Source organism: Amphritea atlantica (assembly GCF_018860855.1).
GTDB lineage: Bacteria > Pseudomonadota > Gammaproteobacteria > Pseudomonadales > Balneatricaceae > Amphritea > Amphritea atlantica_A.
Map to the genome: position 1 here is coordinate 37033 of NZ_JAHKQE010000044.1, position 15788 is coordinate 52820.

Annotated in this window: 15 protein-coding genes and 5 tRNA genes; 5 read left to right on the plus strand and 15 right to left on the minus strand. The window is 47.6% G+C overall.

What is annotated here, in order from left to right; all coding sequences use genetic code 11:
- Positions 1 to 8 precede the first annotated feature (8 nt).
- Positions 9 to 569, plus strand: a complete 561-nt coding sequence (locus KO512_RS18085; protein ID WP_215953727.1) for a peptidylprolyl isomerase — start codon at positions 9 to 11, stop codon at positions 567 to 569.
- 178 nt (positions 570 to 747) lie between these two features.
- Here KO512_RS18085 and KO512_RS18090 read toward each other — a convergent pair whose 3' ends face one another.
- From KO512_RS18090 to KO512_RS18110, 5 genes are read right to left on the minus strand one after another with little or no spacing between them, the layout of a single operon-like run.
- On the minus strand, positions 748 to 1221 hold the full coding sequence (locus KO512_RS18090; protein WP_215953728.1) for a YiiD C-terminal domain-containing protein: 474 nt from the start codon (positions 1219 to 1221) through the stop codon (positions 748 to 750).
- A gap of 16 nt (positions 1222 to 1237) precedes the next feature.
- Complete coding sequence (locus KO512_RS18095; RefSeq protein ID WP_215953729.1) at positions 1238 to 1789, minus strand: nitroreductase family protein; 552 nt, start codon at positions 1787 to 1789, stop codon at positions 1238 to 1240.
- A gap of 11 nt (positions 1790 to 1800) precedes the next feature.
- Positions 1801 to 2628 carry an NADPH-dependent 7-cyano-7-deazaguanine reductase QueF gene (gene queF / locus KO512_RS18100; RefSeq protein ID WP_215953730.1) on the minus strand — a complete coding sequence of 276 codons (828 nt, stop codon included), beginning with the start codon at positions 2626 to 2628 and terminating at the stop codon, positions 1801 to 1803.
- 12 nt (positions 2629 to 2640) lie between these two features.
- Positions 2641 to 3414, minus strand: a complete 774-nt coding sequence (locus KO512_RS18105; protein ID WP_215953731.1) for an ABC transporter permease — start codon at positions 3412 to 3414, stop codon at positions 2641 to 2643.
- Entirely contained in the window at positions 3407 to 4357 is a 951-nt protein-coding gene (locus tag KO512_RS18110; protein ID WP_215953732.1) for an ABC transporter ATP-binding protein, read from the minus strand. Before KO512_RS18110 ends, KO512_RS18105 begins: the two co-directional genes overlap by 8 nt.
- Positions 4358 to 4510: 153 nt before the next feature.
- On the opposite strand from KO512_RS18110, the gene KO512_RS18115 reads away from it, so the two are divergent.
- The gene (locus tag KO512_RS18115; protein WP_215953733.1) at positions 4511 to 4906 is read left to right on the plus strand and encodes a PA2817 family protein; all 396 of its coding nucleotides are present in this window, start codon (positions 4511 to 4513) and stop codon (positions 4904 to 4906) included.
- Between the two features lie 59 nt (positions 4907 to 4965).
- Here KO512_RS18115 and KO512_RS18120 read toward each other — a convergent pair whose 3' ends face one another.
- The 9 genes from KO512_RS18120 to KO512_RS18160 all read right to left on the minus strand — a co-directional run bounded on the left by KO512_RS18120 (position 4966) and on the right by KO512_RS18160 (position 11104).
- Positions 4966 to 7821 carry a bifunctional diguanylate cyclase/phosphodiesterase gene (locus KO512_RS18120; protein ID WP_215953734.1) on the minus strand — a complete coding sequence of 952 codons (2856 nt, stop codon included), beginning with the start codon at positions 7819 to 7821 and terminating at the stop codon, positions 4966 to 4968.
- Positions 7822 to 7844: 23 nt separating this feature from the next.
- Positions 7845 to 9047: an OprO/OprP family phosphate-selective porin gene (locus KO512_RS18125; protein WP_215953735.1), complete on the minus strand. Its 1203-nt coding sequence runs from the start codon at positions 9045 to 9047 to the stop codon at positions 7845 to 7847.
- The gene (locus KO512_RS18130) at positions 9037 to 9468 is read right to left on the minus strand and encodes a substrate-binding domain-containing protein (RefSeq protein WP_215953736.1); all 432 of its coding nucleotides are present in this window, start codon (positions 9466 to 9468) and stop codon (positions 9037 to 9039) included. Before KO512_RS18130 ends, KO512_RS18125 begins: the two co-directional genes overlap by 11 nt.
- A 129-nt stretch (positions 9469 to 9597) precedes the next feature.
- A tRNA-Glu gene (locus KO512_RS18135) sits at positions 9598 to 9673 on the minus strand.
- A 20-nt stretch (positions 9674 to 9693) separates the two neighbouring features.
- Positions 9694 to 9769: transfer RNA gene (locus KO512_RS18140), tRNA-Gly, on the minus strand.
- A gap of 11 nt (positions 9770 to 9780) precedes the next feature.
- Positions 9781 to 9856 (minus strand) — tRNA-Glu (locus KO512_RS18145).
- A gap of 343 nt (positions 9857 to 10199) precedes the next feature.
- Positions 10200 to 10275, minus strand: a tRNA-Gly gene (locus KO512_RS18150).
- Positions 10276 to 10286: 11 nt separating this feature from the next.
- A tRNA-Glu gene (locus KO512_RS18155) sits at positions 10287 to 10362 on the minus strand.
- 280 nt (positions 10363 to 10642) lie between these two features.
- The gene (locus KO512_RS18160; protein ID WP_215953737.1) at positions 10643 to 11104 is read right to left on the minus strand and encodes an Lrp/AsnC family transcriptional regulator; all 462 of its coding nucleotides are present in this window, start codon (positions 11102 to 11104) and stop codon (positions 10643 to 10645) included.
- A gap of 142 nt (positions 11105 to 11246) precedes the next feature.
- Between KO512_RS18160 and KO512_RS18165 the strand changes: the two genes are divergently transcribed.
- Positions 11247 to 12230: a nucleoside recognition domain-containing protein gene (locus KO512_RS18165; RefSeq protein ID WP_215953738.1), complete on the plus strand. Its 984-nt coding sequence runs from the start codon at positions 11247 to 11249 to the stop codon at positions 12228 to 12230.
- Positions 12231 to 12240: 10 nt separating this feature from the next.
- A complete protein-coding gene (gene rarD / locus KO512_RS18170; protein WP_215953739.1) occupies positions 12241 to 13158 on the plus strand; it encodes an EamA family transporter RarD in 918 nt (305 codons plus the stop codon).
- A gap of 372 nt (positions 13159 to 13530) precedes the next feature.
- Here rarD and KO512_RS18175 read toward each other — a convergent pair whose 3' ends face one another.
- Positions 13531 to 14478 carry a LysR family transcriptional regulator gene (locus tag KO512_RS18175; protein WP_215953740.1) on the minus strand — a complete coding sequence of 316 codons (948 nt, stop codon included), beginning with the start codon at positions 14476 to 14478 and terminating at the stop codon, positions 13531 to 13533.
- A 128-nt stretch (positions 14479 to 14606) separates the two neighbouring features.
- Between KO512_RS18175 and KO512_RS18180 the strand changes: the two genes are divergently transcribed.
- Positions 14607 to 15779 carry an efflux RND transporter periplasmic adaptor subunit gene (locus tag KO512_RS18180; RefSeq protein WP_215953741.1) on the plus strand — a complete coding sequence of 391 codons (1173 nt, stop codon included), beginning with the start codon at positions 14607 to 14609 and terminating at the stop codon, positions 15777 to 15779.
- Positions 15780 to 15788: the final 9 nt, after the last annotated feature.

The window sequence follows — 15788 nt, forward strand, 5'->3', positions numbered from 1 at the left end:
GAATCATAATGTTTAAGAAATACCTACTATCGATGTTACTCAGCGTAACGCTTTTCAGCCCAGCGTTTGCCGATGATCTCAACCCTGTCGTGGTAATGACCACCAGCGCGGGCGTTATCGAGCTAGAGTTGATGCCTGAACAAGCACCGTTAACCGTCGCGAATTTTCTGCGCTATGTTGATAGTGGCTTCTTTACCGATACCATTTTTCATCGGGTTATCGACAACTTCATGATTCAGGGCGGCGGCTTTAGCGCTGATTTAGAGCGTAAGGACACACTGCCACCGGTCCGTAATGAGTCGGCTAATGGTCTGCCCAATATGCGCGGCACCATTGCCATGGCCCGTACTAACGATCCTGACAGTGCAACATCACAGTTCTTCATCAACCTGAAAAACAACGATTTCCTGAATGCAAAAGGCCCTCGTCCTGGTTATGCGGTGTTTGGTAAGGTCATCAACGGTATGAATATCATCACTCAAATCGGCCATGTGCAAACCGGTCGCCAAGGGCCATACAGCGACGTACCTGTTGAGCCTATCGTAATTCAGAATATGGCTTTGAAATAAAAGCAGCTATCCGAGGTCCGAACGCTTCGTTTGTTTGGACTTCGGACTTCGGACTTCGGACTTCGGACTTCGGACTTCGGACTTCGGACTTCGGACTTCGGACTTCGGACTTCGGACTTCGGACTTCGGACTTCGGACTTCAAACAAGTCTCTCTTTCTATAACCTTTAAGCAACACTCTACGACAGTCTTTCCACCGCCACATAAGCACCGGCAAGCGTCATAGCCACCGTATCTCCCTGACGAATCTCAACATTAAGGTTAAGGCGACCACGACCTTTAGCCTCTAAATAACTCATAAAGAGATCCAACTCCGCTTGCTCAGGTAATACCGTTACAGCGGTAAAATCACCGGTCACTGGCGCTAAATATTTCAACTGACTATCGCGGATCATCACATCACAATCCCGTCCCTGCTCACGCAGATACAGAGTCACTATCGCCCAGCCACACAACGTTGCTAATGTCGCCAATGAACCACCAAAGCCGGTGCCTTTATCATTCACATTAGGCGCCAGCGCTGCCCGCAAGGTCAGAGATCGACCGTCATAAACAGGCTCACCTATTCCCATATGGCTAATCAACGGAATTTGATCTTTAAGCCAGACTTGGAAGGTTTCTGCGGTCTGCTGGTGATTCATTGGCTTGGTCATGTCTGTCACTGATCGATTAACCCCAATCGCTAACAAATTTATCAATTTCAGGCTGAGGGGCGGTGCGCTGTCGCATTGGCGTTCCTACATATAGGTAACCGACGATCTCCTCTCCCTCCTGCAAGCCGAGGCCATCCATCACGACCGGATGATAAGCCAGTTCACCGGTACGCCAAATAGCACCTAACCCCTGAGCATGAGCCGCCAATAACATATTCTGCACAGCACAACTGGCCGCGATAACTTGTTCAGAACGAGGCACTTTAGGGTGATCTTTAGTCGATGCTATCGCCACAATAATCAGTGGCGCTCGTAAGGGCATGTTTCTAAATTTAGTTTGCTGTTCGGGAGAAAGTTCCTGATCCGTGGCCATTGCACGCAGATACAACTCACCCAATTTTTGACGCGCATCACCGGCAATATTAAGAAAACGCCATGGCTGGATAGCCCCATGATCAGGGGCCCGCAATGCGGCACGATACATATTATCCAATTGCTGTGAAGTCGGCCCTGGGGCTTCCAGCGCAGCGATAGAAACTCGCTGATGCAGGTTACTCAATGCGTCCATGTTAACTCCTGTTATTGGCGGCTTAAACGAAGATTAACAGGCTGCCCTGCTTCACTGCTACGCCATGGATTAATATCCAGTCCACCCCGTCGTAAATAACGCGCATAGACCGTTAGCTTTTCTGGCTGGCAACGCTGCCAAATATCCATAAAGATCGATTCGACACACTGCTCATGAAAATCACCGTGCTCACGGTAGGAGATTAGGTATTGTAACAACCCCGCCCTATCGATCATGGGTCCACGATACTCAATCGAGATACTCGCCCAGTCCGGCTGTCCCGTGACGGGGCAATTAGATTTCAACAAATGACTGTATAAGGCCTCTTCGATTACTGCCCCCGTAGCGCTAAGACGCTGTGGTGCAGGGCTATAATCACTGACCTCAACATCCAACTCATCCAGACACTCACCATCAAAATGGCTGATCGCATCACTGTTATCCACGGACCGTAATAATACCTCTACAGGCCCACCAGCCCTCGCGGAAAGGTCTGCAACCATCCGCGATTTCACCTCAGCTTCCGTCGCAAAACGCGTTAGATTAAAAGAGTTAAGGTAGAGTTTGAACGATTTTGACTCAATAATATGAGTACTGCTCGCTGGAATCCGAAACTCTGCCAACCTGACAACCGGTTTCCCCCGACTATTCAGCCAAGACACCTCATACGCATTCCAAATATCACAGCCTTGAAATGGTAATGCGGTACGTTCAATCCCTTGTGCCTGCCAGTTCAGGTCTCGGGCAATAGGGTATAACAGTGATGCATCATATTGGTTTACATACTCGGTATCCGCGCCTAGAGGGGCATGATCCAGAGCACTATGTTGATCTTTCATCTGACGACCTCTCTATTGTCGTATACCTTTACCGGTATTGAGCAAATACATGGAATAACTAAACAGTACTACAATCACACCGATGATCATGGCATAAGCCAGACCGATATTAATATCACTCACACCTAGAATGCCATAACGGAAGGTGTTGACCATATACAGTATCGGGTTCAACTTAGAAACGCCCTGCCAGAAATCAGGCAATAAATTAATGGAGTAAAACACCCCCCCCAGATAGGTCAACGGCGTTAATACAAAGGTCGGTATGATCGATATATGATCAAAGCTGTTGGCAAAAACAGCATTAATAAAACCACCCAATGAAAACAGAATCGCCGTTAAAAAGACAACCGAAGTAATAACCCAAAAGTTATGTATATGTAGGTCGGTAAAAAACAACGATAGGGTCGTCACGATCAAGCCCACTAACAGTCCGCGCACTGAGCCACCCAGCACATACCCTGCCAGAATAATCCAATTAGGCGTCGGTGACACCAGCAACTCTTCGATATGACGCTGAAACTTAGTACTGTAGAAAGATGACACCACATTACTGTATGAGTTGGTGATGACCGACATCATAATCAAGCCGGGCACAATAAACTGCATATAGTCAAAGCCACCCATCTCACCAATGCGTGAGCCGATCAGATTACCGAAAATAATAAAATAGAGCGTCATGGTGATCGCAGGTGGCAGCAGTGTCTGTGCCCAAATACGGGTAAAACGACGCACCTCTTTTACCAGAAGTGTCCAGAAGGCGATAAATAGTTGCTTGTTACTCATTGTTTTCACCCGCCTTAGCTTTCTCGGGAAGGGTTTTATCCACCAACGAAACAAACAACTCTTCCAACCGATTACTCTTGTTACGCATACTGGTCACTTCGATCCCCTGCTCACTTAACTGGCTGAATAAGCGATTCATCCCCTGAGATTTTTCCACATCGACCTGCAATGTATTACCCCCTTGAATAGTGACCGCATAATCCTCCAGTACCGGACATTGGCTCTGTGACGGGCTAATATCAAGAATGAAAGTTTCAGTATTTAGCTGTTGTAGCAGATCTCGCATACTGGAGTTTTTAACAATCACACCCCGATCGATAATACCGATATTACGGCAAAGGCTTTCCGCTTCTTCAAGATAGTGGGTAGTAAGAATAATGGTGGTCCCGCTGGCATTAAGTTCCTGCAAGAACTCCCACATGGAACGTCGCAGTTCAATATCAACCCCCGCTGTCGGCTCATCCAAAATGAGCAAGCGAGGCTGATGCACCAATGCTCGGGCAATCATCAAGCGCCGTTTCATACCACCAGAAAGGCTTCTCGATGGCTCATCTCGCTTATCCCACAACCCTAATTTACGTAGATAAAATTCGCTGCGTTGTTTAGCTTCAGCGGCCGGAATACCGTAATAACCAGCCTGAGTAACCAAAATATCTTCAACTTTTTCAAACATATTGAAGTTAAATTCTTGGGGTACAACACCTAACTCACACTTCGCTTTATCGGCCTGACTATCGAGGTTATAACCAAATACCTCGACCTGACCGCTGGTTTTATTCACCAGAGAAGAAACGATACCAAGGGTCGTGGATTTTCCTGCCCCATTGGGTCCTAGTAGGGCAAAAAAATCACCTTCCTGTACATCAAAAGAGATACCTTTCAGTGCTTCAAAGCCATTACTGTAAACCTTGCGCAGGTCTTTAATGGAGAGTGCAGTTGTCATGCAGTGTCCTGTGGAATATCTATAGGAGGGAAATACTTGAAACGACTAAACAGCATAGATTGGGGCAAGTATCGATAATTTCAACGGTTACTGCCACTTAAATTCTGGGTTAAAATGGCGCTTTGCAATCGCCTATAACAGCACCGGACCACTATGACACCCTATCAGTTTCATCACCTTAATTTTCTCAAAATTGCTTACAACAATTTTATCCGCCAAGAACCTTTCACCCTTGAGGAGATCTCGGCAGAAGAGGAACAGTTCATTCTTGATTTCCAGCAGTTGATCCACAATTTTGAGCAAGGCGATGTACAGGTATATGAAGAGGGCGAGCTATTTCTCGACCGCGCATTTCGTATGTACCCTCAACTAGCACACCTTATCGCCCGCGACCTGCTGTGGTTTTTCGGTGGCAGCTGCTTACATAATATGGCAGATATCGAATTAGAAAAATTTCAACGTCTCGACGAACTGCGCTTTACCGCCGAAGAACAGGGCGAGGAGTTTGACTACATCAACACCCGTGCCAGTATTTTCGGGCAAAACTAATCAAGGCCTGCCATCCATCGTGACCCGACCGCCTTCGCTGTTAACGGATATCTGTTAAATCAGATACCCTTCAACTGCTTCGCGTGAGAGATATATTGCCAAAAGTCCTCGGGAGGCAGAGGCTTACTAAAATAATATCCTTGAATAATCTGACAGTTATTATCTCTCAGGAAGTCTAACTGTTCACTCGTCTCAACCCCTTCCGCTACAACCTCTAGCCCCAGTGTATGACACATCGCCAGCGTTGCTTTAATGATTGATTCATCGCTGCGATCGATCCCAATATCTTTAACGAAACTCCGGTCAATTTTCAACCGATCAATCGGTAGCTTTTTCAGATAACTAAGCGACGAGTAACCCGTACCGAAATCATCCATCGCCAGTGTAATACCCTGCTCCCGCAGATAGGTTAGCTTACCGATCGCCACTTCGGGCTGACGAATCACAAAGTTTTCAGTCACTTCTAACTCAAGACACTCGGGACTCAACCCTGAGGCCTCTAGCGCCTCTTCAACACTTTTAATCAAACGTTCATGGGCTATCTGTTGGCCGGCCAGATTAACCGAGACTCGCATGTCGGGAAGACCCACCTCTATCCAAGCCTGCATCTGTCGACAAGCTTCGCGTAATACCCACTCACCCAGCGGAACAATCAAATCTAACTCTTCTGCCAACGGAATAAAGCGGTCAGGGGGCAACAAGCCAGCAGTAGGGTGCTGCCAACGAACCAACGCTTCAACGCCCATCACCCGATGCGTAATAGCATCGACCTGTGGCTGGTAATGCAGCACCAATTCATTATTCTGAATCGCCTTGCGCAGATCAGTCCCCAGTGAGAACCGCTCAAAACGTTGATGATCTTTCTCAACATCGTAGATGTAATAGCAGTTTTTACCCGCATCTTTAGCCTGAAACATCGCCACATCGGCATGTTTAATCAGCGTTGCGCCATCGACTCCGTGATCGGGGAATAGACTGATACCGATACTCACCGTCACCACGATCTCATACTCACCGATCCAGAAGGGTTGCTGAAACGCCTGAAGCACTTTACTGGCAACTACTTCAGCGCCTTCAAGATCGCGGATACTGGTCAGCAAGACACTAAACTCATCGCCCCCTTGCCGAGCCAACAAGTCAGTATCGCGAATACACTCACTGATACGTCGGGTTGCCACTTTTAGCAACTTATCACCCACCGTATGACCCAATGAATCATTCACCTCTTTAAACCGGTCTAGGTCGATAAATAGCACCCCGACATGACTTTCCGGTCCGCGTTTCTTTTCAATCGCATCATTCAGGCAGCTGAGAAAGAACAACCGGTTGGGCCGCTCGGTCAGAGGGTCATGATTAACCAGCCACTGAAGACGGCGTTCAGCCAACTTACGGTCGCTAATATCCACCCCGATACTCAACATCAGCGGCTCATCATGGGATTTTCTCAGCCGCACATGCAGCCAAGAAAGATCATGCCGAGTACCACTACTGTCCAACAACACACTATCGGTGCGAACTTCGGTTTCCAACCCTTTCATCAACCGCTCAGTGTTGGCCAGAAAGTCGAGGCGTTCATCTTCACGTTGTAACGTATCGATAAAGGTCGCTTTACGGAAAGAGTGACTATCCAAATCCATCAGCTGCAAACCAAAGTGATTAACGCTGCGCAGCTGCCCCTTACTGTTCTGGGTGATGATAACCAGCGGTGCCGTTTCCAGCAGCCCAAACAGAAAATCACGCTCTTGCGTTAAGGCTTGTCGGCTTTTCTCAAGGCTATCCGTACGCTCAGCGACTTCATCTTCAAGCCTTTCAAGCTGTTCACTCAGCTGTATCGAACTACGAACTAACAGATCCCGCTCATCTTCACCGAAAATTTTATCTCGATGTCGAAATTGCGCCAGCGTCTTACGAAATTCACTAAACTCCCCCTGGCTTAGCAACGACATTTCGTTCGCTAACTCGGTAAAAAACTGAATCGGCTTTTGCAACAGCCATGACAACAACACCAGCGCCGTTAAAATCCCCCCTACCCCAAGCAGTAGATAATTCAGCAAACTCTGGCGAATACTGAGTAGATGGCCGGAGATATCATCCAGAACGACCCAATAAGCACGCCCTTCACTCACACCTTTCAACGGTGAAAAAAGCACTTCAAAATAACGGTCGTTATGCTCTAAAACATAACTACCACCGGCTGGGTTAAAGGTTTGCTGCAGACTTAGTTGCTCTAATAGCTCTTGATTTTGTGACCGATTGGTCAAGGAGTTGATCAGCAATCCCCAATTACCTAACTCACCGACCCCCTCAGGGGCTCCTAAGGCTAAACCAATGTCCAGTTTGGTCTGCTGCTTGATATCATAAATCACATCGTAGAGAAAACGGCCCACCATCAGCACGCCTAGCTTTTCTCCGCCCATCTGAATAGGGATAGCCACATAGCGTAAACATACCGACGTACAAACCAGTTTTCTCAGCGGCCGCTCTGTATCGTAGACCGTTTGAATATCGGCCGTGTCGATACTCACCCGCTCCCCCCACATCCCGACTGTACGAGCCTGGCTATCAAAAAGGTAAGCGGCATTAACGGAACCGGTCAATTGAAAGGCGTCGAATTTAAGATCAATCAACTCAGTCAACTGCGCTAACGGATCACTGTAGTATTCTTGCCGACGACTATCGATCAGAGGTAATAGCTCTGCGACTTCGAGCAAACGCTGATAAGAGGCATCAACGGAACCATCTAGGCGGGCGACTTCAGACAGGTTAATTTGTTCACGTTGTAACTTGAACTGATCATTGAGTTGCGATAACGAAAAAAAAGCGTACATCCCTTGCACCCCAACCAGTACGACCACTAGTAGGATGAAAATTTTCCATCGGATGCTTAAAAACTTTCTGCGGGCGCCGACCATCATGTTATCCCTCACAATACCATTGCTTAAAAACGGTAGGTCGCTTGCAAAGCAAAGATATTCCAGTATTTGCGTAACGCATACGAATCAGGATTATCCTGCTCCGCTGCCCAACCTGTGCCCTCCACATTGTGAAGTTCTGCCCGAAACAGCCAGTCAGCGTTGGGGCGCCAACCCACACCGAGGGTAATGTCTTTACTATAGAAATTATGCGCCTGACGGAAAGGAAACAGCCGACTGTTAATTTTTCCTTGAGGGTCATCGCCATCTAACATCAAATCATCATAGCGTAGTAGCAAGTCCCAATTATAGTTCAGACGGTATTGGAGCTGCAGATAATACGATGTTAAAGGGGTTTTGGGGCGTGCAGCGTAAATACCGCCTAATTCCGTCCAATCAATATCATGCACCATATACTCACCGGTTAAGCTCCAGTGCTCGGTATTGTACTGTGCTGACAGCATCGCCACGTTTAGCTTCAAATCACCTTTATTGAACTCAAAGGGATATGAACCACCGCCAGGCTCATAGCCCAAACGATATTCAGAAACCGTAGCACCAACCCTGACCCGTCCGTTATCTGTATTATAGACAATACGGCCCATTAAGCCTTCTGATTCTTCGAACTTCCCCGCAGCATCCATCGCTAAATAAGCATACTCAACATTGGTATCCTTTTGTGGGCTACCATACAGCAGATCGATATCAAGCCAACCACCCGGCACCGATAAGGATCCATACAGAATCGCACCATCAATCGAGAGCTCTAAATCCCGTGCCTGATCAAAGTAAAGCGACTGCGGTAAAATAATGCTGGGGCGAGTAAAGGCTACATCACGGGTTTCATTATAAAAACCAAAGGGGACTTTCAGCCGACCAACCCGCACACCAATCGCATGTTCGATGGAATCGGTGAAACGATAGTCAAGCAATGCATAATCGATCTTAGGCTCTCCGTTATCGACCTCACCGGCTTGACGTGACATCAACTGAACCGCGCCACGTAGCTTTGGGGTAAAACGATAAGCCGTATTTAAGCCGATCTCATGAAAGTCAAAGCTGCCGTGATCGCTACTTTCACCATAGACATTATTGTGATCGGTGTAAAAAAAGCCTTGCGTGATAAAGCCATTAACCGAAAAATCATGATCTGAATCATCCGCATAACCGACGGAACAAAATGCACTAAGCCCTGACACAATAAGGGCGGGGAGATATTTAAAACTCATCGACCACCCTCACTTTCTCAAGATTTAAATTAAATGACTCTTCAATATAGCCAATTGCTCCCTTATTTTGGCTGACTTTGCGATACATCTCTTCCATGGTATCCACCTGTTCAGGTTCAGAGCCGGCACCAGTAAAAACCTGGCGATCCCACTTATTTCTTAACTGATAAGGAAAAATTTGCAGATGCTGCTTAACAAACAAACGATGTAGGGGGTTTCTGTCAGGTAACACAAAGACCCGGATTGGCCTTCCATCTGGCCAACGGGTAACACGCATTGAAAAAACTGCGAAAAGAAAATTTCTGTTGAGTGTTTGCTCTTTAACGTCTTGAGAGACGATCACCGAATGCGCTGAAACATTTCCTACCGAAAAGCTCAGTACGACAACGAAAAGCAGTGATATCCTTATCAGCCAGACCATTAAATGATTACCCATTAAATCATTAAGCTACTGAGTATATACGAAGCTCATAGGACAAAAAATATTCTGCATCAAAAAGCTGGATATAATTAGATAAAACTAGGGGATAAAACAAGAAAGATAAAAAAGTGGCGTCCCATAGGGGGTTCGAACCCCTGTTACCGCCGTGAAAGGGCGGTGTCCTAGACCACTAGACGAATGGGACGCATATGATGAACTGTATATTGGAGCGGAATATCGGGCTCGAACCGACGACCTGAACCTTGGCAAGGTTCCGCTCTACCAACTGAGCTAATTCCGCGTTACAAAAGGTGGCGTCCCATAGGGGGTTCGAACCCCTGTTACCGCCGTGAAAGGGCGGTGTCCTAGGCCACTAGACGAATGGGACAAAACACTTTTTGCTTCTCTCCTCGTCATCAGAGGAGGCGCGTATATTAATGACTAACCCCACCTTCGTCAAGAAAAAATATACAAAAAATTCATTCAATCGACACAACTGCAGCACGATAAATAGTTGAGGCTAACGCGGGCAAAAATAATCACGATAGCGAGAAACGTGCAGCCATGCACTGAGTGTAAAACTCAGCCACTAAAGCAAACGTAGATGATGATTAAACATTAAAGAGGGAACCGAGGCGTTCGCTGTTAATCGCAAGACATTGAGCAATAAAGATATGAATAGAATCGGTATGCTAAAAGCTAAAACAATAAAGAGAGGATGATATCGAGAATGGAGCGGAATATCGGGCTCGAACCGACGACCTGAACCTTGGCAAGGTTCCGCTCTACCAACTGAGCTAATTCCGCGTCATAAAAAGTGGCGTCCCATAGGGGGTTCGAACCCCTGTTACCGCCGTGAAAGGGCGGTGTCCTAGGCCACTAGACGAATGGGACGCTGTGGCTCTGTTTCCAGAAGACGGGGCGTATCTTATTGATCTGACCCGTTTCGGTCAACCCCTTTCCAGCAATTTTGTAATATTTTTTCAGTATTTCTGAAAAATAAAGGCCCACGTCTTCAGCCCTGTTAATTCAGCGCGCCTAAGCCGTTGCTATATCAGCCTCAGCGCCGTTAAGTGGCTATCAATCGCACTGTTTAAAGCACTATTAAGAAGCGCTACTAAAAAGTACCAAACAAAAGCACCGTACAAAAATTCACCACTTTCAAACTCGCTATTTACAACGGAATCGCAGTACTAAACTTATCCCGCCGTAGTGAAATCAGTGTCCGGAACTTACTCAGGTTGGCATCAGTTGAGAGATATTGCCGAGTAAAGCGCTCATAACTCTCCATATCCTCCACCATCAGTATCAACATAAAATCGACTTCACCGGTCACCTGATAGCATTGGGTCACTTCAGGAATAGTATCCATCTTACGCTTGAAAGCATCATAGATATCCAGCTGATCACGGACCATCTCCACTTCGACAATGACATTAATATAGCGTCCCACCAGCCGAGGGTTAATCAGCGCTACTTCCGCCATAATGACCTCCTCTCTCAAGCGACGAACCCGACGCAAGCAGGCGGGCGGAGATAAACCGACTTTTTCGGCCAATGCCTGATTACTGATCCGGCTATCTTGCTGCAGGAGATTGAGTATGCGTCGATCGGTGCGATCAAGATCAAATGACATAAAAACAGCCTATAGATTAATTTATAAGAACATTTAGCTTAAAATTTGCAATATTATTTCGTTTTAACCCATTCATTGAAATCATAAGACAAGATTCTCATTTAGACTAGCGTCTATTATTCAGGCTGATCGGAACTCTCTAATGCAACGCGTGCTCAATTCTTTTATCTACCAGACACTGCCCCAGCTAGCGCGGGAGATCTATGAGGTCTGCTTGCTACTGTTTAAGCTGATGATTCCAATATTAGTGGTCGTCAAAGTGTTGGAAGAGATCGGCGCGATTCCCTATATCAGTCGAGCGCTGGAACCGGTCATGCAACTGGTCGGCCTACCGGACTCGATGGGGTTAGTCTGGACCACCACTCTATTAACCAATATCTATGGCGGCATGCTGATCTTTTTTCAGCTAGCCCCACAGGAAAACCTCACTGTCGCCCAAGTCACCGTTATTAGCACGATGATGCTAATCGCCCACAGCCTGCCACTCGAGCTGCGCATTGTACAAAAAGCGGGCGTTAAGTTGATGGTCGCCCTGCTCATCCGCATTCTCTCCGCCTTAGTGCTCGGAGCTCTGCTGCATTACAGCTATAGCTGGGGAAACTGGCTACAACAGCCGGTCGTACTTATGTGGCAACAACCCATTATTGATGACAGCTTATTAAGCTGGGGAATCAATCAACTGCAAAGCTTCGGGATGATTATTCTCATTATCACCGCCTTGATGAGTTTGCTGCGTTTTCTGCGCTGGATACATATAGAACGGCTAATGATCTGGCTACTACAACCCCTGCTCAAGTTGCTGGGCATTAGTACCCAAGCAACCTCGTTAACCATTATCGGTGTCACGCTAGGGCTGTCTTTTGGCGGCGGCTTATTGATCAGAGAAGCGCAGAGTGGCAAGATCAGCGCGAAAGATTGTTTTTCCGCCCTCTGCCTACTCAGCCTGAGCCATAGCATTATCGAAGATACCTTACTGGTGATGACACTGGGGGCTGATCTATCCGGTGTACTCTGGGCACGACTGGCCTTCAGTTTTATATTTGTGGCCATCATGACCCGGCTATTAAACCAAACCTCTGAACACACACAACAACGCTGGTTACTTCACCCAGTGGCTAAAGATTAAGGATAGCTGTATGACCATCGATACCGGCGAGCAACGCAAAGGAATATTGTTCGCACTCGCCGCCTATGGCATGTGGGGCTTAATCCCCATTTACTTTAAATTAGTGGATAGCGTTAGCCCCTTTGAGATAGTCGCTCACCGGGTCATCTGGTCGGTTATTTTTCTGGCTATATTTATGGCGGTAACGGGACGCTGGCAAACACTGATGCACAATCTTGGGCAGAAAAAACTCTTAGTCAGCCTCAGCGTTTCGGCCGTGATTATCTCGCTTAATTGGTTGGTGTTTATCTGGGCTGTCGGAGAGGGGCGGATTCTGGAAGCCTCGCTAGGCTATTATATCAATCCCTTAATCAGCCTGCTGTTAGGCATGATCTTTCTTGGCGAGCGACTACGTAAAGTCCAATGGCTAGCCATTCTTATCGCGGCCGCAGGCGTTGCCTATCAGCTGATATTACTCGGCAGTTTGCCTTGGGTTGCCCTAGCATTGGCCTTCAGCTTTGGCATCTATGGTCTATTACGTAAGAGCATCGTCGTCGATCCCTTTTCTGGCTTGCTGATAGAAACGCTGATTCTCAGCCCTATAGCCCTGTTTTACCTACTTTGGCTCAACCAGCAGGATCAACTCGCCTTGCTGAATAACGGCAGCGATATCATGTTATTGCTCATCGCCTCCGGCATTGTTACCAGCTTACCCCTTATCTGCTTTGCTGCCGGTGCCCGTCGACTCACGCTCACCATGAATGGATTACTGCAATATGTCGCACCCAGCATCGCCTTTATCTTGGCCGTATTTGTTTATCATGAGCCGCTTAACAGCGATCGCCTGATCACCTTCGCACTCATCTGGTTAGGTTTAATTCTGTTCTCATCGGAAGGCCTCTGGCGCAACCGTAAAGCCCGTCTGAAACCCGTCGCCTTAAATCCATAGCCGGCTAGCCCCCACAATCAAAAAAGCATCGTCAATAGCGATGCTTTTTTGATTTATCGAGGCCAGGCTGACAACCTCAACGCTGCGATAACCGAGCAAGCAACGAATCCGATTGAACACTTGGGTAGCCTGAAACCCCAGTCGTTAGTATGAACTTCCACAAATCTCTTTCTTGCCTTAAGACGTGAAAAACATACACGATCGCTTGCTCAACCAGATAGAAAAATCGACCAAGATTAATCACGACTTCTCGGCAGTTCAGCGCCTCAATCTCTTCAGGAACGCTTCCCGACTCAGATAACCGTTAAACATTGACTACACGTATTTACTACACGTTGCACCACCAAGCCTGTCTAACGAAAACGAGAACCGCTATTGCGCTTGATACAGTTTCTCTAAGTTAGGGATATTGCGCTCCCAACGGGGAATGGGGTCGCCGATATAGTGACGAGCAGCATCCAAAAACAACCGCGTACGCACCGGCAAATCACGATGTGGATAGACCGCATATACCGATTTATATTCCGGCAACTGCACATGAGGAAGTAGAGGTACAAGCTGATCAATATCGATATTATCAGCAAATAGAAAGGTCGGCGCCGTAAAGAAAGCCGTATGAGAAAGCACTTTATCAATCAATATTTCAGCATCATTGGCGCGAAACACCGGTTTGATCGTCTGCTCCTGAGGCTCTCCATTTTCATCAATATAGTGGATAGATTCATGACGAAAGTGTGCGCTACTATAGGCAGCGGCGGGCAGATTGGCCAAATCAGCCATCGTTTTTGGCTCGCCATAGGTGTCGATAAATTGCTGTGTGGCCAGTAGTAACATCCGGTTGCGTCCCACTTTACGTGCGATCAATGATGAATCTCGCGGCTCACCCACCCGAAACGCCAAATCAAACCCTTCGGCAATCATATCCACCAAGCGGTCATCGAGGCGCAGCTCCACACTCACCTGCGGAAAACGCTTTTGAAAATCATTAATCACCGGCAATAAATAATGCTTACCAATAAAACTGGCGGCGGTGATACGCAACAGACCACGCGGCTCTTGATGGTAGTTCTCGGCCAGCTGCACCGTATCTTGTAAAAGCAGGCGCAGTTCCGCGGCCTTCTTGACCATTTCGGCCCCTGCAGCGGTGAGCGAAAACGAGCGAGTGGTGCGGTTTAACAAGCGCACCCCTAGATCATCTTCAAGTTTACTAATCTGCTTTGATATCACCGAGCGATCGAGATGCCTTAACTCCGCAGCCTTGGCAAATGACCCCTGCTCGACCACGTCTAACAACATGATTAACCGACTCGTTGTATCCACACGCTACTCCCAATTGACCCACCTGCTCATTGGTGCAATTTTGGCATTAATATAATCCAAAACATACTATTTTTATCTTCAATGACAGTGCGTAGGATTCACGTAACTCACTTTGATTGGAAATCGTCATGAAGAAAATTAGCTATACACTCGGCGCTGTTGCACTGACCGTGCTATTGACCGGCTGTGACCAGTCAAGCGCACAACAGGGACAAAAACCGCCACCACTGACCATCGATGTGACGGAAGTGCAGCTTAAAGAGGTGCAGTCTTGGCATACCTTTACCACACGTCTCGAAGCCCCCCACCGGGTGGTGTTAAAGCCTAGAGTCTCAGGTCAAATCGATAATGTGTTGTTCAAAGAGGGCGAATACGTTCAGCAAGGCCAGGTGCTATTTAGTATCGACCCACGCCCATTTAACAGCCAAGTTGCCAATCTTGAAGCACAGCGAGTAAGCGCCGAAGCCGCACTCGAACAAGCCCGCGGTGAAGCGCAACGGGCTAAACGTTTGCTGGCTAAAAAAGCCATGTCGACAGAACAAGCGGATCAACGGGCCGCCGCCTTACGCCAAGCCATTGCCGGTCGTAACGCTATCGCTGCGCAGCTGCAATCAGCCAAACTCGATTTAGAGTTTAGCCAGGTAGCAGCGCCCATTTCTGGAGTGATCTCCCGCGCTATCGCCACCCAAGGTAACTTTGTCACCGCAGGACAAACCACACTCACAACCCTTGTTTCCAACGAGAAAGTGTACGCGTATTTCGATGTTGATGAACGCACTTGGAATCAAGCTTTTTCTACTGTCGAAGCCAAGGATAGCACCCCAATCATTTTAACCCGCATCAGTGATAACCAACCCGTACCCGGTTATGTGGATTTCATTGATAACGAAATCAATCCCACTACAGGCACCCTGCGTGTACGTGGTGTGTTTGATGCACAACGCTATCACCTTAAGCCGGGGGCATTTGCCCGTATATCACTGGCGGCGAACGATGCTAAAGCCATGGCCATTGTGCCAGAGCGCGCGATCGGCACCGACCTCAAAAACCGCTTTGTGTTAGTGGTCGATAGCAATAACACCCTGCAATACCGTCTTGTCACACTCGGGGAACGTTACGGTGCTTACCGAGCAATCACCTCTGGACTGGAACAACATGACCGCATTGCCGCTAATGGACCTGCCCGCGTTGGCCCCGGCATGCCTATTACGCCTAACGAAGTGAGCTTTGATTTTGACAGCACCCAGTTTGTACTCAATCAAGACCCGCAAAGTGACACTCTATTGAGCGTGGCACCATAAGAGACCCCT